Annotated in this window: 17 protein-coding genes; 9 read left to right on the top strand and 8 right to left on the bottom strand. The window is 62.7% G+C overall.

Annotation, left to right across the window (positions count from 1 at the left end):
* Nucleotides 1-115: 115 nt before the first annotated feature.
* Nucleotides 116-1,177: an agmatinase gene (gene speB / locus ILFOPFJJ_RS04745; protein ID WP_173509378.1), complete on the bottom strand. Its 1,062-nt coding sequence runs from the start codon at nt 1,175-1,177 to the stop codon at nt 116-118.
* Between the two features lie 219 nt (nt 1,178-1,396).
* On the opposite strand from speB, the gene ILFOPFJJ_RS04740 reads away from it, so the two are divergent.
* Together ILFOPFJJ_RS04740 and ILFOPFJJ_RS04735 are read left to right on the top strand one after the other, a co-directional pair.
* Nucleotides 1,397-2,440, top strand: a complete 1,044-nt coding sequence (locus tag ILFOPFJJ_RS04740) for a LysR substrate-binding domain-containing protein (RefSeq protein WP_173509377.1) — start codon at nt 1,397-1,399, stop codon at nt 2,438-2,440.
* A 69-nt stretch (nt 2,441-2,509) separates the two neighbouring features.
* Nucleotides 2,510-3,688 carry an aminotransferase gene (locus ILFOPFJJ_RS04735; protein ID WP_173509376.1) on the top strand — a complete coding sequence of 393 codons (1,179 nt, stop codon included), beginning with the start codon at nt 2,510-2,512 and terminating at the stop codon, nt 3,686-3,688.
* Nucleotides 3,689-3,694: 6 nt separating this feature from the next.
* On the opposite strand, the gene ILFOPFJJ_RS04730 is transcribed toward ILFOPFJJ_RS04735, so the two are convergent.
* From ILFOPFJJ_RS04730 to ILFOPFJJ_RS04700, 7 genes are all read right to left on the bottom strand, one after another.
* Entirely contained in the window at nt 3,695-4,585 is an 891-nt protein-coding gene (locus ILFOPFJJ_RS04730; protein ID WP_376741383.1) for a DMT family transporter, read from the bottom strand.
* Nucleotides 4,586-4,747: 162 nt separating this feature from the next.
* The gene (locus ILFOPFJJ_RS04725) at nt 4,748-6,181 is read right to left on the bottom strand and encodes an aldehyde dehydrogenase family protein (RefSeq protein WP_173509375.1); all 1,434 of its coding nucleotides are present in this window, start codon (nt 6,179-6,181) and stop codon (nt 4,748-4,750) included.
* A gap of 16 nt (nt 6,182-6,197) precedes the next feature.
* On the bottom strand, nt 6,198-6,446 hold the full coding sequence (locus ILFOPFJJ_RS36180) for a hypothetical protein (RefSeq protein ID WP_312032680.1): 249 nt from the start codon (nt 6,444-6,446) through the stop codon (nt 6,198-6,200).
* Between the two features lie 197 nt (nt 6,447-6,643).
* The gene (locus tag ILFOPFJJ_RS04715; protein ID WP_173509374.1) at nt 6,644-6,793 is read right to left on the bottom strand and encodes a hypothetical protein; all 150 of its coding nucleotides are present in this window, start codon (nt 6,791-6,793) and stop codon (nt 6,644-6,646) included.
* 129 nt (nt 6,794-6,922) lie between these two features.
* Nucleotides 6,923-7,837: a transglutaminase-like domain-containing protein gene (locus tag ILFOPFJJ_RS04710; RefSeq protein ID WP_173509373.1), complete on the bottom strand. Its 915-nt coding sequence runs from the start codon at nt 7,835-7,837 to the stop codon at nt 6,923-6,925.
* Between the two features lie 299 nt (nt 7,838-8,136).
* Nucleotides 8,137-9,450 carry an NAD(P)/FAD-dependent oxidoreductase gene (locus tag ILFOPFJJ_RS04705; RefSeq protein WP_173509372.1) on the bottom strand — a complete coding sequence of 438 codons (1,314 nt, stop codon included), beginning with the start codon at nt 9,448-9,450 and terminating at the stop codon, nt 8,137-8,139.
* Entirely contained in the window at nt 9,447-10,814 is a 1,368-nt protein-coding gene (locus ILFOPFJJ_RS04700) for a glutamine synthetase family protein (protein ID WP_173509371.1), read from the bottom strand. The genes ILFOPFJJ_RS04705 and ILFOPFJJ_RS04700 overlap by 4 nt, the downstream gene beginning before the upstream one ends.
* Before the next feature lie 118 nt (nt 10,815-10,932).
* Between ILFOPFJJ_RS04700 and ILFOPFJJ_RS04695 the strand changes: the two genes are divergently transcribed.
* The 7 genes from ILFOPFJJ_RS04695 to ILFOPFJJ_RS04665 all read left to right on the top strand — a co-directional run bounded on the left by ILFOPFJJ_RS04695 (nt 10,933) and on the right by ILFOPFJJ_RS04665 (nt 18,229).
* On the top strand, nt 10,933-11,625 hold the full coding sequence (locus tag ILFOPFJJ_RS04695) for a GntR family transcriptional regulator (RefSeq protein WP_173509370.1): 693 nt from the start codon (nt 10,933-10,935) through the stop codon (nt 11,623-11,625).
* A 149-nt stretch (nt 11,626-11,774) separates the two neighbouring features.
* A complete protein-coding gene (locus tag ILFOPFJJ_RS04690) occupies nt 11,775-12,455 on the top strand; it encodes a helix-turn-helix domain-containing protein (RefSeq protein ID WP_173509369.1) in 681 nt (226 codons plus the stop codon).
* A gap of 70 nt (nt 12,456-12,525) precedes the next feature.
* Nucleotides 12,526-13,629: a M24 family metallopeptidase gene (locus ILFOPFJJ_RS04685; protein ID WP_173509368.1), complete on the top strand. Its 1,104-nt coding sequence runs from the start codon at nt 12,526-12,528 to the stop codon at nt 13,627-13,629.
* A 322-nt stretch (nt 13,630-13,951) separates the two neighbouring features.
* A complete protein-coding gene (locus tag ILFOPFJJ_RS04680) occupies nt 13,952-14,668 on the top strand; it encodes a FadR/GntR family transcriptional regulator (RefSeq protein WP_173509367.1) in 717 nt (238 codons plus the stop codon).
* Nucleotides 14,665-15,837: a PLP-dependent transferase gene (locus tag ILFOPFJJ_RS04675; protein WP_173509366.1), complete on the top strand. Its 1,173-nt coding sequence runs from the start codon at nt 14,665-14,667 to the stop codon at nt 15,835-15,837. Before ILFOPFJJ_RS04680 ends, ILFOPFJJ_RS04675 begins: the two co-directional genes overlap by 4 nt.
* Nucleotides 15,838-15,929: 92 nt before the next feature.
* On the top strand, nt 15,930-17,192 hold the full coding sequence (locus tag ILFOPFJJ_RS04670) for an ABC transporter substrate-binding protein (protein WP_173509365.1): 1,263 nt from the start codon (nt 15,930-15,932) through the stop codon (nt 17,190-17,192).
* Between the two features lie 101 nt (nt 17,193-17,293).
* Nucleotides 17,294-18,229 (top strand): carbohydrate ABC transporter permease, encoded by a 936-nt coding sequence (locus ILFOPFJJ_RS04665; RefSeq protein WP_173509364.1) that lies wholly within the window; start codon nt 17,294-17,296, stop codon nt 18,227-18,229.
* Nucleotide 18,230: the final 1 nt, after the last annotated feature.

The following is an 18,230-nucleotide window of genomic DNA, read 5'->3' as shown; positions in this document are numbered from 1 at the left end:
CTGTCCCGGTTCCGGAAAAAGGACGACATCGTGGTTCCCGTGTCTGGAAGCTTGTTTGTTCCGGCTCTCGCCCTGCCGCCGCTTCCAGTTCGGCGGCAGAACGAGCGTCAAAGGCTCAGCCGGCCTTGCCGGTGATCGCCGGGCTGAAAACCATCAGGCTCAGGATCTCGAAGAGCACCTGCGCGCCGGCATGCGCCGTATTCGTCGTCGCGTCGTATTGCGGGGCGACCTCGACGACGTCGCCGCCGACGAGATTGACGCCCTTGAACCCGCGAATGAGTTCAAGCACCTCACGGGTCGTAAGCCCGCCGACTTCCGGCGTACCGGTGCCCGGAGCGAAACTCGGGTCGAGGCTGTCGATGTCGAAGGAGAGATAAGTCGGACCATCGCCGACGATCTTCTTCGCCTTCTCGATAATCGCCGAAATGCCGAGACCGGAAACCTCTTCCGCATGGATCACGGTCATGCCGGACTCGTAGGAGAACTCCCAGAGATATTCGGCCGAGCCGCGGATGCCGATCTGCACGACGCGGGTAGGATCGAGCACGCCGTCGAGAACCGCGTTGCGGAACGGACCGCCGTGATGGAACTTGGTGAGGTCATAGGCGCCGCCGGTGTCGCAATGGGCGTCGATATGAATCATGCCGACCGGGCGCTTCTTGCCGACCGCCTTCAGGATCGGATGGGTGATCGAATGGTCTCCGCCGACCGACAGCGGCACGACGCCGGCATCGACGATCTGGTTGATGCGCTTTTCGATGTCTTCATGACTGAGTTCCAGCCGATAGCGGCTTTGGAAGGCTACGTCACCGATATCCGCGACACGGAGATCGTGGACGGGCGCGCAGCCGAGAACATGGTTGTACGGACCGATGCGCTCGATGGCGCGCAAGGCGCGCGGTCCGAAACGGGAACCCGGACGGTTGGTGACACCCAGATCCATCGGTATGCCGACGATTGCCACCTGGAGATTGCCGAAATCCGGATTTTCGGCGTCGACCGGCATATAGGGAGCGGTCAGGAAGGTCGGGATGCCGGAATAAGGCGCCAGCCGCGTGCCGCTCTTGGTGAAGATCTTGTCGGCGACCTTGCGAAACGTCGGATCGAAGAGCTCACCGCCGTGGCTTTCGCCATATTTCGCTTTCAATTCGTTGAGCTTCTGTTCATCCCAGGCCATGCGCCCGAACCTCCGTGTGTTCAGCCGGGGACATGTGCGCGAAGCACCGCAAATGACGATCTGCGATTTCGCCGGTTTCGCCGGCGCGGCCACGTTCCCCAGGCTTTTGCCCTTGTTGGCGCATATTAGGAGACAATTTTGCTGGAAAATCAATTGACATTGTTATAGCGTTTCGTGTGAGAAAAATTCACATTGTTGCACCGCTTTTCGGAGCCTTTCTTGTCGAGCCGCCTGCCCCCGCTGAATCCGCTGCGTGCCTTCGAGGCGACCGCCCGGCGCGGTTCCGTTTCGGCCGCGGCACGTGAGCTCAACGTCACGCACGGTGCGATCAGCCATCAGATCCGCGCGCTCGAACTTTCCTTCAACGCCACTCTGTTCGAGCGCGGCGGCAAGCGGCTAAGACTGACGCCACAAGGTGCCCTGCTGCTGCCGGCCGTTACCCACGCCTTCGCGGAGATCGCCGCCGCGACCGCCGCCATGACCCGGCCAGCAACGAGCGGCGAGCTCCGGATCACCTGCGTGCCGGCGCTGCTCTCCTTCTGGATGATCCCGCGCCTGCACCAGTTCACCGAGCAGTTCCCCGATGTCAGGCTGACGCTGATCGCCTCCAACGACGCGGCGCACCTCCATTCCCCCGATGTCGACGTCTGCCTGCTCTATGGCGATGGCAATTGGAACGACTGCTGGGCGAAGCTCTGGAGCCGGCTCGAGCTTTTCCCGGTCGTAAGCCCGACACTCCTCAACATGCGGCCGCTGCGCTCGGTACGGGATCTGCGCGATCACGTGATGCTTCACGGCGACGACGGCCGAGAGTGGAACACCTGGCTCGCCGCAGCCGATGCCATCGACCTGCAGCGCGGCCGCCAGCATTTCATGAGCGATGCGCGGCTTTCGACCGAGGCGGCACTGCACAATCAGGGCGTGGCGCTCGGCGATACGATCACCGCCGGAAGCCTGATCGCGCGCGGCGAGCTGATCGCCCCTTTCGATCTGACGGTGCCTGCCAACGACGCTTTTTTCGTCGCCTGCCGCAACGAAATCCGCGCCGCGCCGATCGTCCGCGTTTTCATCGACTGGCTGTTCGCCGCGCTCGAAAGCGATCCTATGCCGGAGCTCCAAGTCTCGGCCCGTACGATCATTCGCAGCCGCATGTCGAGGCCGGAAGCCGCGCAAAAGTCGAAAGCGGAGAGCTTTCAGCCGATCTCGTCGCCGACGCGGAATCGGCGCCCGGAACGCCCCCCGAAACGCAAGGCCAAATCATAGAGCGAAGCGCCTGCGCAGTTCTCTCCGCCAGCACTTCGCCCACCGCTAGCAGCAACAGGAAGGTTCAAAATGCCGCATTTCAATCCTCTCGTCGAAAAGCTCTCGCCGCCGCCGGTTCCCTCCGTGCTTGCCTGGGCGAAGGCCTATGATGGGGCGAGAGGTCCGCTGATCGATCTTTCGCAGGCCGTGCCGGGCTATCCTGCACATCCGGACATGCTGAAATGGCTCGGCGAGGCTTCCGCATCGACCGCCTTTACCGGCTACGGTGCGATCGAGGGCGAGGCGGAATTGCGCACCGCCTATGCTGCCCATGTCGCCTCTCTCTATGGTGCGGCGATCACCGCCGACAACATTCACATTACCTCGGGCTGCAACCAGGCTTTCATGTGTGCCGTCATGGCGATCGCCGGTGCCGGCGACACGGTGCTGATGACCAACCCTTATTATTTCAATCAGGAAACGACGCTGGCGATGCTCGACATCAATGTCGAGTTGGTACCCTGCGACGCCGGCGCCGGATTCCTGCCGGAAGTCGACGCGATCGTCTCGGCGCTTCGGCCGGGCATTCGCGCGCTTGCCCTCGTTTCCCCCAACAACCCCACCGGCGCCGTCTATCCGCCGGAACTTCTCCAGCGCATCCACGAAGCCTGCCGCAAGAACGGCGCTTGGCTAATCCTCGACGAGACCTATCGCGACTTCCTGCCGTCGGCCGACATTGCGCCGCACGGCCTGCTTCAGACGAAGGGCTGGCAGGACAGCTTCATCGGCCTGTACAGTTTCTCGAAATCCTTCTGCATTCCGGGCCACCGCCTCGGTGCGATCACCGCCGGTCCGGCGCTCGTCGAACAGATCACCAAGGTTATGGATAACCTGCAGATCTGCGCGCCGCGGGCCGCACAGGCGGCCGTCGCCAAGGCCATTCCGGCACTCGCGGACTGGCGGCTTGCGAATCGTGCCGAAATTGCCGCACGTGCCGACGCGCTCAAGGACGTCATGAGCCGCCTGGCAAAATGGAAGCTGCAGGCAGTCGGGGCGTATTTTGCCTATATCCGCCACCCCTTCCCCGACATCGATTCGCAATTCGTTGCCGAAAAACTGGCGAAGCTCGCCGGCGTGGTCTGCCTGCCCGGGGACTATTTCGGTGAAGGTCAGGAAAACTACCTGCGCTTCGCCTTCGCCAATGCCGATGTCGCGACGATCCGCAAGCTCGAGGAACGGCTCGCTGGCTTCGAACTGCCCGGCATCTGAAGAGGGTTATCCGCGGCGGGCGATCAAGATCCCGACGAGCACGATCGCGCCGCCGATCGCCTGGGCGAGGCCCACCGGTTCGCTGAGCAGCACCCAGGCGAGGATCGCCGCCACAACGGGCTGCAACAACAGCGTCAGCGAGGAGAAGGCGGCCGGCAGATAGGCGAGCGCATAGGTGATCGCGACCTGCCCGCCCGCATGGCTGACGAAGGCGAGACCGAACAGCATCGCCCATCCGAAGGCGCTTGCCGGGAACAGCGAGGGTTCTGCGACAAGCGTCATCGGCAGCATGCACACGGCAGCCGAGGCGGTGCTCCAGATCATGATCCGGTTGGTGCTGAACCGGCTCCGCAATTTGCCGATCGCCAGGATATAGCCAGCATAGAACATCGCGGCGACGACAGCGATGCCGTCGCCGAGGACGTCGCCGTCAGCGAGCGCGGCAGGCCCGCCCTTCAAGATCACGACGCCGGCGACGGCCGTGGCAAGCCCCGCGACGAAGACGGCGCTGACCGGCGTGCGAAACAGCGCCCAGCCCGCGAGCGTGACGAAGACCGGCGCAAGGTTTGCGAGCAGTGTCGCGTTCGCAACGGACGTCATGGTCAGTGCGAGATGCCAGGCGGCGAGGTCGATCGCGAGAAAGACGCCGGGCAGGATGAGCATGGCGTAATCGGAGAATTGCTCCGGCCGCCTGTCGCTCGCCGATCCGTTGCGCAGCCATGACCAGGCGACGAGCGGGAGAAGAGCCAAGGCTACGCGCCAGAACGCCGTCGCCATCGGCCCGACTTCGGAAAGCCGAACGAAGATCGGCGACCCGCCGATGGCGACACCACCGAGCAGCAGCGCTGTCATCGCAATCGAGTTGCGGGAAGAAACGGAACCGGCGGCTTGGGTCACGGCGATGTCCAGAGGGGTCGACTTACTGCGGGCGCCACGAGCTCAATGGCACCCGCAAGCCAGCTATCAGAAGCCTGCTGCCGACAACAGCGGCCAACCACTAAATTAGCGATAAAAATCAGCCGGCGCGGCGGCACCGGCTGAATGTAGCCTAGCGGCAGATCATGCCGCGTCCGGGACGTGGACGGTCTTCACTTCCAGGAAATCCTCAAGTCCGAACATGCCACCTTCGCGGCCATTACCGGACTGCTTGTAACCGCCGAAGGGGCTGCCGTAGCGGTGCGGTCCGCCATTGATGTGCACCATGCCTGCGCGCAGCCTTGCGGCGACGCGTTCCGCCCGTTTCGGGTCCCCCGTTTGAACATAGGCCGCGAGCCCGTAATTGGTGTCGTTGGCGATCCGGATCGCTTCCTCTTCCGTGTCGAAGGGAATGATCGCCAGCACCGGACCGAATACCTCTTCGCGCGCGATGCGCATGGTATTGTCGACGTCGGCAAAAATCGTCGGCTTGACGAAATAGCCGGTCTCGAAGCCTTCCGGTTTGCCCACGCCGCCGATGAGCAGTTTGGCGCCTTCGGCAATACCCGCCTCGATCAGCGCCTGGACGCGGCCGTATTGGACGTGGCTGACGAGCGGGCCGATGTGCGAGCCCTCCTTTGTCGGGTCGCCGACCTTCGCCTCGGCGCCGACACGTCTCGCAATCTCCACCACCTTGTCGTAGACGCTGCGCTCCACCAGCATGCGCGTCGGCGCGTCGCAGGACTGGCCGGAATTGTTGAAGCATTCGAGAATGCTGCCGGTGACGCGATCCTCGAGATCGGCGTCGGCAAAGACGATGTTCGGCGACTTGCCGCCAAGCTCCAGCGTGACGCGCTTGACCGTTTCGGCCGCGTCCTTGCTGACGGCGATGCCCGCCCGAGTCGAACCGGTAAACGACATCATGTCGATGTCCTTGTGCTTCGAGAGCGCGGCACCGGCACTGACCCCATCGCCGTTGACGAGATTGAAGACACCCGCCGGGAAGCCCGCCTCGTCAATCATCTCCGCATAGAGCATGGCGTTGAGCGGCGTGAATTCGCTTGGCTTCAGCACACAGGTGCAGCCGGTCGCAAGCGCCGGCACGACCTTGAGAGCGATCTGGTTGATCGGCCAGTTCCAGGGCGTGATCAGCCCGCAGACGCCGATCGGCTCGCGCAGCATGACATCGCCGTTCGGAAGCCGGTCACGTGTTTTCAAGCGTCTCAGCGCGTCGATGAAGCCCTGCAGGTGACCGACCCCGACATCGGCCTGTTGTTCGCGCGCCATCGTCGCCGGGGCGCCGAGTTCCATCGTGATCGTCGCGGCCATCTCGTCATAGCGACGCTTGTAGATCGAAAGCAGCTTTTCGAGCAGCGCCAGACGTTCCTCGACGCTGGTCTGGCTGTAGCTTGCAAAGGCCTTCTTCGCGGCGGCAACGGCACGATCGATATCGGCGGCGGTGCCCATGGAAATCACTGCGATCGGCTGCTCGGTCGCCGGGTTCAGGACCTCCAGATCCTTGGGCTCGATGGGGTCGATCCATTCGCCGTTGATGTAGAACTTTCTCTTGTCGAGCATTCACTTCTCCTTCCCGTCAAATTGTCTTCTTTCTGGTCGAGCCAGTCCTTGATCGGCACCCGATAGCGTTCGCCGGAAAAACTCGGAAGATGCCCGCCATCGACAATGCGCGCCGGCCGCTGTCGACCAGCATGTCGCGGTCACGGCCGCGCACGTGCCAGACGTTGCAGCGGAAGAACTCCTGTATGAACGGCGCCGAAATGGAGGTGACGTCATCTTCGAGACGCTTCACCGCATACCAGTCTTCCGGAGCAATCCGCCGCATACGTCATAGATTCCCGCTTGCCGAGGGCAAGGCTACGACGCCAGCAGCCCGGACCGCAAGGGGAACGATCTCGCCGTCCGCGGCCTCCCGGCAGGGCTGAGGAAATGGAAATGATCGCGTTCGAGATTACGCCGCGGCGGGGATGGCTCGCCGTGGACGAGCATTTGTCGCGGTCAGGTTAGCCCACCACTGGCGTTTCAGATCGCGCCGATGATGAGCGCCGAGAGAAAACCGAAAGCCGCTGCAATAGCGACGGTGTGAGGAATGAGATTGCCCCGCGCGCGTCGCGCCGGTTGTGCTGTGTAGATCGTGTAGCGGGATTGGGTTGTCGCCTTGATCGCGTTCATCTTGCCACTCCGCTGTTTCGCAACTCCACGAGCAGCTTCGTTCTCCTATATTATCCATTGAGTTTATAGATATTATTTTCTGCCGATCGCGCCGGAAACGAAAAATCTGTTTTACGGAGCCTGGTACGTTCAATGCCGATTGCGGTCACGTTCCTGTAGATGTCGCGACCAGGTTTCGCTGAACCACGGGGTCAGCAGCGAGACATCGGCGGCCCGGTGCGAGCGGGCAAGCGACACGTCGCTTTCGACCGAGGTCCACACGGTAAAGGCGGTGAGGTCGTGTTTGCCGAAAGTCTGCATCAGCGGGATGTCTGCCGCGTCGCGGCCGCGCGCGACCGGAATGCGGCCGATGCGCCGCGCATTGTTCTTGGCGTCGAAGGTATACCAGCGATCGCCGAGATAAACCTCGAACCAGGCATTGAAATCCATCGGCGCCGGGCTTTCCGGCGCGCCGACATCAGTCATGTAGCCGTTGACGAAACGCGACGGCATGTTCATGCAGCGGCAAAAAGCGATAGCGAGATGGGCGTAATCGCGGCTCACACCCAAGCGATCCTCATGCGCTTCCAGTGCCGTGCGCATTGCCTGCGCATAGCCATAGCTGAAAACCAGCCGGTCGTGGACATAGTCACAGATCGCCTGGACGCGCAGCCATCCCGCCGGAACATCGCCGAAAAGCTTCCACGCCAGCGCGCCGAGCCGGTCCGTCTCGCAATAGCGGCTGGCGGAAAGATAAGGCAGCCAGGCGGGCGGAAGCCTTTCCACCGGCACGGCTTCCGCCAACGGATCCGAGGCGTCCGGCCTGCCGTCATCATTCATCACCGCGTCATAGCTGAGCCCGGTTTCGCCCTCGGGCAAGACCATCCGCAGGCAGGCATTGCCGTGGGGATCGGTGATTTCCTCCATCGCCAGCATCGGTGACGCGACCGGACCGTGCTCCCGGACAATGCTTCCACGCCGTTCGGGTACGACCGAAAGATAGGTCATCATGGGCGTTGGCTGGGTGCACCGAACGCCGATCTCGTAACCGAAGCGTATGAACATTTCCGACCTCCCTGATCGACCGCGACCGTGTCATGGCTCTGGCCCGCGGTCAGGGCGTGCATGCCCCGAAATGGATGTCCACGCGTCGCGTTTGCCGCGATCTCGATTTGTTGAGATCCGGGCCGAGGAAAAACCGGTCGCGCACCGTTGCGGTACGCCGGGTATCACGCCCCGCTGAACGCGCCGGTCAGACGGTTCAGCCGAGAAATTCTAGCGCATGATCGGGACGAGCGGAATCGATTTGGGAGGGAAAGACGGCACCCGCGGCAACCAATCACCTCGGAACAGCGGCAGGCATTTCACCAGCCGACGGCATCCTTGAAGGAATACCACCAGGAGCCGATTGTCGAATATTGGGCGCGGAACATTCGTCCGCCCGGGAACGGATACCACGGCAGTTTCTCGAAGACGTCGAAGCGCGCGGTGTCGCCGTCGATCGCCTCGGCGAGCGTGCGGCCGAAGAGGTGGGAACCGGTGACGCCATGACCGCTATAGCCATGGGCAAAATAGGTGTTGGCGCCGATCCGTCCCATCTGCGGCACGCGCGTGAAGGAGAGCGCGAAGTTTCCGCTCCAGGCATAGTCGATCTTCACACCCTTGAGCCGCGGAAAAACCTTTTCGAGATTGGGCTTGAGCTTGGCGACGACATCCGCCGGGTCGGTGCCGCCATAGACGGTGCCCCCGCCGAAAATCATCCGCTTGTCAGCCGAGAGCCTGAAATAATCGAGGATATAGCGCACGTCTTCCACGCACATGTCGCTCGGGATCAGCGAATGGGCGAGCTCCTCGCCGAGCGGGGCCGTGGTGATCATCTGCGTCGAGACGGGCATGACGCGCGAGACGAGCTTCGGCACCGCGTCGCCGAGATAGGCGTTGCCGCAGAGCACGACGATGCGGGCACTGACTTCGCCTTCCTGCGTATAGACCGTCGGTCGCGCCGCCTCATGGTCCACGCGTGTCACTGGCGACATCTCGTAGATCGTGCCGCCCAGGCTCTCGAAGGCGCGGGCCTCGCCGAGCACGAGATTAAGCGGATGCATGTGGCCGCCCGTTGTGTCGAGCATGCCGCCGCAATAGGCATCGGAATTGACGAGCTTTCTGAGCGCCTCGCGGTCGAGAAGCTGGTGGTCGTCCATCCCGTACTTGCGCCAGAGTGCCTGTTTGGCCTCCAGTTCCGTCATATGCGCGGCGGTATAGGCGGCATAGATATTGCCGGGCTTCAGGTCGCAGTCGATCTGGTACTGGCTGACGAGCCGTCGGATGATCCGACCGCCTTCTTGCACCAGGCCGCCGATGAAACGGGCCGCATCCTCGCCGTAGCGACTCTGGATCGTCGACAGGCTCGCGTTGAGGCCATTGACGACCTGACCGCCATTGCGACCCGAGGCGCCCCACCCCACCTGCGCGCCTTCGATCACAGTGACCTCGTAGCCTTTTTCGGCGAGGTGGATTGCCGTCGACAGGCCCGAATAGCCGGCGCCGACGACGCAAACGTCGGTTTCGACGCGCCCCTCCAGCTTGACCGGGGTGCGGATAATGTTGCGGGAAGCGGCGTAATAGCTCGTCGGATAGCTGCCGTCACCGGCGTAGGATTTCGTTGCGCTTGCCATCATACGATTTCCAGATAGGCGCTGAACTCATAGTCCGTAACCTGCTCGGCAAAGCCGGCGATCTCCTGGCGCTTGCAGGCGATCAGCATGGAGCGAAGCACGGGATCAAAGATTTCGGCGGCAATCGGTCCGGCCTCGAAGGCATCGACCGCCTGCCCCCACTCGGCAGGAATTTTGGGCAGTTTCTCCGCATCGTAGGCCCGCCCCTCAACAGGTGCCGCTGGCTTCCATTTGTTGCGGATGCCGACGAGTGCTGCACCAAGGATCGCGGCGATGACGAGGTAGGGGTTGGCGTCGGCACCGGCCACGCGATGCTCGATGCGCCGCGCCGCCGGATTTCCGCCCGGAATACGGATCGCCGAAGTGCGGTTCTCGTATCCCCAGGAAATCGAGGTCGGGGCATGGGTGTCGGGCCGCAGCCGCCGATAGGAGTTGAAATGCGGCGCGAAGAGCAGCGTCGTCTCCGCCATCCCGCGCAACAGTCCGGCGACCGCATGCTTCAGCACGGACGACCCTTCGTCGCTGCCGTCGTCAAAGACATTGTTGCCTTCCTCGTCGAGCAGGCTGAAATGGACGTGCATGCCATTGCCGGACCGCGTGCCGTAGGGTTTGGCCATGAAGGTCGCGGCAAGCCCATGCTTGCGGGCGACACCCTTGACGATGCGCTTGAAGAAAATCGCGTCGTCCGCCGCCTTCAGCGGATCGTTGGTGTGGAGCAGGTTGATCTCGAACTGGCCGATACCGTTCTCGGCGATCGCCGCGTCCGCCGGCACGTTCTGCCGTGTGCATTCCTTGTAGACGTCGGAGAAGAACTCGCCGAAATCGTCGAGCTCGTCGATCGACAGGATCGCGTCGGAATCGAGTCGCTTGCCGGTATAGGGCGAGATCGGCGGCACGGCGCTGTCGGGCTCCGGGTCGATCAGGTAGAATTCCATCTCGGTGGCGACGACGGGACGCAAGCCCAGTTCGCGGTACTCCCTGACGATCGCCGCAAGCGCCTGACGAGGATCGGCAAGAAACGGCTTGCCGTCCTCGACGAAGAGCCAGAGCGGCACCAGGGCGCTCGGCCGGGACGTCCAGTTGACCGGCAGTGCACCGCGCCCGGTGACACCGCAGATTCCGTCGCGGTCGCCGGTCGCGAAAACCTGTTCGCTGCCGATGATATCCTCTCCCCATACATCGACGCCGACGATCGAGAGCGGCATGCGGATGCCGCCGCCAAGCACCTTGGAGGCCTGTTCGACCGGCACGCGCTTGCCACGCATGATGCCGTTCAAGTCACAGATGACCGCCTGGATGCTTTCGATCGGACCGTTCTGTTCCAGCCAGACCTTGAATGCGCTTGGATCTTCCGCCTCTAGTGACATATCTCAATTCTTATTTTGTGATCACATTTTTGGAAAATTGACATAATTCACGATTTGAAGTCAAGCTTGGCCGGTGCTATCAGCCGCGGGAACCGACGCGGCAGGAGGAAACGCAATCTTGAAGGCCCTGGTTTTGCCGGTGTTGGAACGGCCGGAAGGCATGACGACGCATGACTATGCCTTTGCACGCCTAAGACAGGCGATCATGGTCGGCGCCTTTCGCCCCGGGACCTCGGTGACGATCCGCGGTTTGGCCGAAGCGCTGGAGAGCAGCCCGACGCCGATACGCGAAGCGCTGCGGCAGCTGACTTCTATCGGCGCACTGGACTTCCTCGAAAACCGGCGGATCGTCGTGCCGCGCATCACGCCGGCGCGCTTCGAGGAACTGATCTCGCTACGGATCGTGCTCGAAAGCCACGCCGCGCGCCGGGCGGTCGCCCATCTTTCCGACCGGCAGATCGACCGCATCGTCGCAATCGACGAAGCTATCGAGGCCGCAATCCTCGATGGCCAGAAGGCTGCGGCGCTGATCGCCAATCAGGAATTCCATCGGCAGATCTACATGGCCAATCCGGACCAGGTCGCCATGCCGCTGATCGAGAGCGTGTGGCTGCAGCTCGGACCCATTCTCGGCATTGCCATGGAGCATGTCACGGAACTCTACGTCGTCGATCGCCATCGCGAGGCGATCGAGGCGCTGAGACGACGCGACGAGGACGCTGTCGCCGAAGCAATCGGAGCCGATATCCGCGAAGGCATCGGCGGCTTTGACCAGCAGGCGATCGGTAAGCTGCTCAGCCTCGCCAGATGAATCCAATCTCAACGCACTGACAGGCAACCAAGGCGCAGGCCCGCTCAAGTACATCCGACGAAGATTTTTAGTATAGCTAAAAAAATCTCGTTGACAGCGGTTCATGACTGCTCCAGCTTTGAAGAAATACTAAAAAGCGGGAGAAGCCTTTGGAGACGGAGAACTGTTCAGAAGCGCGCATCGGTGGAGGCGACCCGCCGCTCGGCGAGCGGCTGCGCCGGCGCCGGAAGGAACTGAAGCTGACGCTTCAGAACGTCGCCGACCGCTCCGGCTTTTCCGTTGGCTTCATCTCCCAGATCGAGCGCGGCATCACCGTGCCCTCCCTGACATCGCTGATCGCCGTCTGCCGCACCTTGAACGTCGAAGTCGGCACCTTCTTCTCGCCGCCGAAGGTCGCCTCGCCCGTCACCCGCCGCGCACATCGCCCGGTCTACGCGCTCGGCAAAGGCGACGGCAACGTCTCCTACGAACGCCTCTCTGCCGCCTTCCCCGGCAACGTCCTTCGAAGCACGATCATACATGAACCGCCCGGGCGCCGGAGCGAGCCGATGTCGCACGAGGGCGAGGAAATCTACTTCATCCTCGAGGGTTCGCTGACGCTGGAAATAGACGGCGAGCGGGTCGTTCTGAAGGCCGGCGATTCAGCCCATTTCCCCTCCACGCGCACCCACGCAACCTGGAACCACACGAACGAGCCTGCGACCATTCTGCATACCTGCACGATGGATGTGTTCGGCGACGGCGAGCCTTTCGGCGACCCGGACAACAGCCTGGCGGTGACCCGCGCCGCAGGCCGCCGCGGAACAGTGAAGAAACAAGGGTCGCGCTGACGCATAAGACACGCCGCCCGACACCCGCCTCGCATACAGCATTTTCCCCACCAACACAGGACGGAACCACATGAACGAGCAGACGAAGACGCGGGTTGCCGCATTGCGCGCGCGAATGAAGGAAACCGGCACAGGACTGATCGCAATCGCACCGGGATCGCACATGGACTGGGTTCTCGGCTTCCATCCGCACCCGGACGAACGCCCCTGCCTGCTTCTGATCGCGCCGGAACGCGAAGCCTTTCTGATGCCGGCGCTCAATGCCGAGGGCACGCGCGAACACACCGACATTGACTTCTACAGCTGGTCGGACGCGGAAGGTCCCGTTCAGGCGCTCAGGACGGCGCTCTCCGGCATCGGCGCTGGAGAGCCCGGCCGCGTCGTTCTCGATGAGACGATGCGCGCCGACTTTGCGCTGCTGCTTCTCGACAATCTGCCGGAAGACACCGCGCGCGATTTTACGCCGGGCACGCTTGGTGCACTGCGCATGCGCAAGGATCGCGGTGAATACGAACTGCTCAAGATGAACGCAGCGATCGCCGACCGGGCGATGCAGGCCGCGTTCTCGAAGATCCGCCCCGGCATGACCGAGAAGGAACTCGCCGCCGAGATCCGTGCGCACTTTTCCTCGGAAGGCGCGGCACCGGCCTTCTGGATCGTCGGTGCAGGCGGCAATGGCGCCTTTCCGCACCACTCCGCCAGCGACCGCATCATCGAAGAAGGCGACGCCGTGGTGATCGACATCGGCGGCCGCAAACAGGGCTTCCCGAGCGATATCACCCGGATGGCGGTCGTCGGCCGCGCGCCGGAGGGCTATGGCCAGATCCACACGATCGTCGAGAAGGCCGTGCAGGCGGCGATGAAGGCAGCCCGCCCCGGCGTGCCGGCGAAGGAGGTCGATGCGGCGGCCCGCAAGGTGATTACGGATGCCGGCTATGGCGAATATTTCGTGCATCGCACAGGCCACGGCATGGGCATCGACGGTCACGAGCCGCCCTACATCACCGCGACTTCCGAAACGATCCTTGAGGAAGGCATGGTATTTTCGATCGAGCCTGGCATCTACCTGCCCGGCCGCTTCGGCATCCGGCTCGAGGATATCGTCATCCTGCGCGCCGACGGGCCGGAGGTTCTTTCCTCGCTGCCGCGCGAGGCCCATGTCGCCAAGGTCTGACGCGCCTTTCCGTGTCTTGCAGAACGCCGGTGCAACGCGCCGGCGTCCTTTGCATTCAAGCTGAGAGCAATTCCAGGAAAATTGTGTAACGGTTTCCGTCCGGAATTGCGTTGTTTCAAAGAGTTAGATCATGGGCTGGATACCGGCTGCTGGCTTTGGGTGGCACCCGCTTCCTTTCGGGCGCACCGGAGATGGCCGTATGATCCGGCGCTCCAGAACTCAAGTCCCGCAATGTCAGCGAGAAAACCGGGCTTGACCGCCCAACTCGCGGGCGGCATATTGCTCAGATGTCAGACCAATTTGACGTCATGGGGAGAACCGGATGCCGCAGCAAGACAAGGCGACGCTCCTGCCCCTGCCCCCGGTCGATCGGGTGCAGCAGGTCATTGCCGCTCTTGCCGACTACATCCAGCATTCCGGCTTGAAGCAGGGCGATCGGCTGCCGGCCGAGCGCGAGCTGATGGCGGCGCTCGCCGTCGGGCGTTCCACGGTCCGCGAGGTCCTCAGCCATTTCCAGGCACTCGGCGTCGTCGAGGCGCGCAAGGGCAGCGGCACCTATCTTCTGCGCACCATTTCCGGCGCGACGATCCACATGCCGCTGACGCTCGATACCCAGCACCTTCGCGACGCGCTTCTGCAGACGCTCGAGGTGCGGCGTGGGATCGAGGCCGAGGCCGGCATGGTGGCCGCGCGCCGCCGCACGGATACGGACCTCATCAACATCCAAGCAAAACTCGATGAGATGGAACGCGTGCATCTCGCCAAGGGCACGTCTGGTCCGGAAGACCTGGCTTTCCACCTGGCGATCTACGACGCCACCCACAATCCGCTCTTCCGCCAGCTTCTCGAACAGATGCGCGAAGCCTTCGAGCGCTTCTGGGAGAAGCCTTTCGACCGGCCGGATTTCGCGCGGCGCTCCTTCCCGTTCCACCGCACGCTCTTCAACGCGATCGCGGCGCAGGACTCCGACGCAGCGCGCTTGGAAACACTGAAAATCCTCGCGATCGTCGAGGAAGACATCAAGGAAATGTCCAAATGAACAACGGCCTCGATCCGTTCGATGCAGCCTCCCTCATCGTCGCGCATGACGAAGGCAATGCCTTCGATGCGGTCGTGCCGCCGATCGTCCAGACGTCGCTTTTCACCTTTAAGGACTATGACGACATGGTCGCCTCCTACCGGGGCGAGCGGGTGCGGCCGATCTATACACGCGGCCTCAACCCGACGGTCAGGATGTTCGAGGAGATGCTGGCGAAACTCGAAGGTGCCGAGGACGCAATCGGCTTTGCCAGCGGCATGTCGGCGATTTCCTCCACCGTTCTTTCCTTCGTCGAGCCGGGCGACCGCATCGTCGCCGTGAAGCATGTTTATCCCGACGCCTTCCGGCTGTTCGGCACGCATCTGAAGCGCATGCGCGTCGAAGTCACCTATGTCGACGGGCGTGACGAAGAGGCGGTGGCGAAGGCTCTGCCCGGCGCCAAACTTTTCTATATGGAAAGCCCGACGAGCTGGGTCATGGACACTCACGACGTTGCCGCCCTGGCCGCACTTGCCAAGGCCGAGGGCATTGTCACCGTGATCGACAACAGTTGGGCGAGCCCGGTGTTCCAACAGCCGATCGCGCTCGGCGTCGATCTCGTCATACATTCGGCCTCGAAGTATCTCGGCGGCCACAGCGATGTCGTAGCCGGCGTCGTCGCCGGCTCGAAGGAACTGATCGGCCGCATCCGCTCCGAAGCCTACCCCTATCTCGGCGGCAAGCTTTCACCTTTCGATGCCTGGCTCCTGATCCGCGGGCTTCGGACGCTGCCGATCCGGATGAAGGCGCACGAACGCTCGGCACTCACTGTTGCGCAGCGCCTTCAAAGCCATCCGCTGGTCGAAACGGTTTGCCATCCCGGCCTCGCCAATCATCTGCCGCCGGGTCTTTCCGGCACGTCCGGCCTGTTCTCGTTCATCTTCAGCGAGGGCGTCGACGTGCGCCGCTTTGCCGATCATCTTCAATTGTTCAAGCTCGGCGTTTCCTGGGGCGGTCACGAAAGCCTCATCGTGCCGGGCGAAGTCGTTCTGGCGCAGAAAGCCCAGCCCAATTCCGCGGCCGCCTTCGGCATTTCTCCGCGGTCGGTACGGCTCCATGTTGGCCTGGAGGGAACGGAGGCCCTCTGGAGCGATCTCGAAGCGGCGATTGCCGCCGCTTCGTCAGGCTGACGACGAGCGGGATGGGGAAAGTACAAGCGGTTTTCCGCCCGCATCCCGTTCTCAGAGAAGCGATCAACCACCCAAGAAAAAGGGGAACTGAAATGAGGAAACTGATCACCGCCACGCTGCTTGCGACGCTGATGGCCGGCAGCGCGCTCGCCGACACCAAGCTGAAGCTCGTCGAGGTCATCACCAGCCCCGAGCGCACGGAAACCCTGAAGTCGATCGTCGCCAAGTTCGAGGCCGCAAACCCCGGCACCACTGTCGAGATCATTTCGCTGCCCTGGGGCGAAGCGTTCCAGAAGTTCGCGACGATGGTCTCGGCCGGAGAGATCCCCGACGTCATGGAAATGCCTGACACCTGGCTCTCGCTCTATGCCAATAACGGCATGCTCGAAAGCCTCGAGCCCTATCTCGCAAAGTGGGAGCACACATCCGGCCTGACCGAGCGTGCGCTCGAACTCGGCCGCGACGTCAACGATACCGCCTACATGCTGCCCTACGGCTTCTATCTGCGGGCAATGTTCTACAACAGGAAGCTGCTTTCCGAAGCGGGGGTTGCCGAGCCACCGAAGACGATGGACGATTTCGTCAAGGCATCGGAAGCGGTCTCCAAGCTGCCGGGCAAATCCGGCTACTGCCTGCGCGGTGGTCCGGGCGGCCTCAACGGCTGGGTGATGTTCGGCGCGACCATGGCCGGCGACAACAAGTTCTTCAACGAAGACGGCACGTCGACGATGAACAGCGAGGGCTGGGTGAAGGGCCTGACGTGGGTCATCGATCTCTACAAGAAGGGGCTCGCGCCGAAGGATAGCGTCAATTGGGGCTTCAATGAAATCGTTGCCGGCTTCTATAGCGGCACCTGCGCCTTCCTCGACCAGGATCCGGATGCGCTGATCGCGATTGCCCAGCGCATGAAGCCGGACGACTTCGGCGTCACCACGATGCCGAAGGGTCCGAGCGGCAAGGCCTTCACCACGATCGGCTTTGCCGGCTGGTCGATGCTTTCCGCAAGCCAGAACAAGGACCTGTCCTGGAAGCTCATCGAAACGCTCGAGGGCCCGGAAGGCAATATCGAGTGGAACAAGCGCACCGGCGCGCTTCCGGTCCACAGGTCGGCCGAGAAGGACCCCTTCTACGCAAGCCCGCAATTCAAGGGCTGGTTCGATGAACTTGCCGACAAGGACGTCGTGCTGACCGTCATGCCGACCTACCTCGAAGAATTCGCCTTCTTCAAGGATTCGCTGGCGATCAAGACGACCCAGGAAGCGCTGCTTGGCGACATCACGCCGGAAGAACTCGCCAACCAGTGGGCCGACTACCTGACCAAGGCGCAGCAGAAGTACCTGGCGAACAAGAAGTAAACCGGCACCGGCGGCGGTTCGTGCCGCCGCCGGTCGACCGCCGTAACGACAAGAAGGCACGCCGATCGATAACGGCGGTCAAAAAGGGGAAAATACGATCGATGGCCTATGCCGCACGCCATAACGGCCTGCCCGCAATTCGACCGCCGCTGATGAAACGCATCGCCGACGCGTCCGCGCCCTATCTTTACAGCGCGCCGGCGCTGATCCTGATCGTAGCGGTCATGCTCGTGCCGCTCGTGCTCGGCGTCTCCTATGCCTTCCGCGACATCCAGTTGCTCAACCCCTTCTCCGGCGCCTTCGTCGGGCTCGATCATTTCAGGGCGCTGTCGCAGGACCAAGCGTTTTTCCGCGCGCTCGGCAACACGCTCTGGTGGACCGGCGCTTCCGTGCTGCTGCAGTTCACTTTCGGGCTGATCCTCGCCCTGCTTCTCGACAAACCTTTCCACGGCCGCGCCGTCGCTCAGGCGCTCGTCTTCCTGCCCTGGGCCGTCCCGAGCTTTCTCGCCGGCCTCAACTGGGCCTGGCTCTTCAATCCCGTCGTCGGTCCGCTGCCGCATTGGCTCTACGGGCTCGGCCTGATGAGCCAGCCAGCCAATATTCTCTCTGATCCGCAGCTCGCCATGTGGGGGCCGATCGTCGCCAATATCTGGTGGGGCATCCCCTTCTTCGCGATCACCCTGCTTGCCGCGCTGCAGGCAATCCCGCGCGATCTCTACGAAGCCGCCAGCATCGACGGCGCGGGACCGGGCCAGCGCTTTCTTTCGATCACCCTTCCCTTCCTGGCGCCGACGATCGCGATCACCATCCTCCTGCGCACGGTCTGGATCTCGAACTTCGCCGACCTCATCATCGTCATGACCAATGGCGGGCCGGCCGACCGGACACAGATCGTCGCCAGCTACATCTTCACCCAAGCCTTCAAGCGGCTCGATTTCGGTTATGCCTCGGCGATCGCGCTGGTGCTGCTCGCACTGCTGCTCGCCTATTCGCTGCTGATCGTCATCCTGAGACAGTGGCTGCTGAGCAAGGATTGAA

Origin of the sequence: Sinorhizobium psoraleae (assembly GCF_013283645.1) — a bacterium.
Classification (GTDB): domain Bacteria; phylum Pseudomonadota; class Alphaproteobacteria; order Rhizobiales; family Rhizobiaceae; genus Sinorhizobium; species Sinorhizobium psoraleae.
This window is presented reverse-complemented; position numbering and strand designations above follow the sequence as displayed.

What these genes read in the sequence shown, in the direction of transcription:
- ILFOPFJJ_RS04710 (WP_173509373.1), bottom strand. Translation starts at nt 7,837, where the DNA reads ATGTTCATACGCTTCGGTTACGAGATCGGCGTTCGGTGCACCCAGCCA.
- ILFOPFJJ_RS04685 (WP_173509368.1), top strand. Translation starts at nt 12,526, where the DNA reads ATGAACGAGCAGACGAAGACGCGGGTTGCCGCATTGCGCGCGCGAATG.
- ILFOPFJJ_RS04725 (WP_173509375.1), bottom strand. Translation starts at nt 6,181, where the DNA reads ATGCTCGACAAGAGAAAGTTCTACATCAACGGCGAATGGATCGACCCC.
- speB (WP_173509378.1), bottom strand. Translation starts at nt 1,177, where the DNA reads ATGGCCTGGGATGAACAGAAGCTCAACGAATTGAAAGCGAAATATGGC.
- ILFOPFJJ_RS04705 (WP_173509372.1), bottom strand. Translation starts at nt 9,450, where the DNA reads ATGATGGCAAGCGCAACGAAATCCTACGCCGGTGACGGCAGCTATCCG.
- ILFOPFJJ_RS04700 (WP_173509371.1), bottom strand. Translation starts at nt 10,814, where the DNA reads ATGTCACTAGAGGCGGAAGATCCAAGCGCATTCAAGGTCTGGCTGGAA.
- ILFOPFJJ_RS04675 (WP_173509366.1), top strand. Translation starts at nt 14,665, where the DNA reads ATGAACAACGGCCTCGATCCGTTCGATGCAGCCTCCCTCATCGTCGCG.
- ILFOPFJJ_RS36180 (WP_312032680.1), bottom strand. Translation starts at nt 6,446, where the DNA reads ATGCGGCGGATTGCTCCGGAAGACTGGTATGCGGTGAAGCGTCTCGAA.
- ILFOPFJJ_RS04715 (WP_173509374.1), bottom strand. Translation starts at nt 6,793, where the DNA reads ATGAACGCGATCAAGGCGACAACCCAATCCCGCTACACGATCTACACA.
- ILFOPFJJ_RS04680 (WP_173509367.1), top strand. Translation starts at nt 13,952, where the DNA reads ATGCCGCAGCAAGACAAGGCGACGCTCCTGCCCCTGCCCCCGGTCGAT.
- ILFOPFJJ_RS04665 (WP_173509364.1), top strand. Translation starts at nt 17,294, where the DNA reads ATGGCCTATGCCGCACGCCATAACGGCCTGCCCGCAATTCGACCGCCG.
- ILFOPFJJ_RS04670 (WP_173509365.1), top strand. Translation starts at nt 15,930, where the DNA reads ATGAGGAAACTGATCACCGCCACGCTGCTTGCGACGCTGATGGCCGGC.
- ILFOPFJJ_RS04735 (WP_173509376.1), top strand. Translation starts at nt 2,510, where the DNA reads ATGCCGCATTTCAATCCTCTCGTCGAAAAGCTCTCGCCGCCGCCGGTT.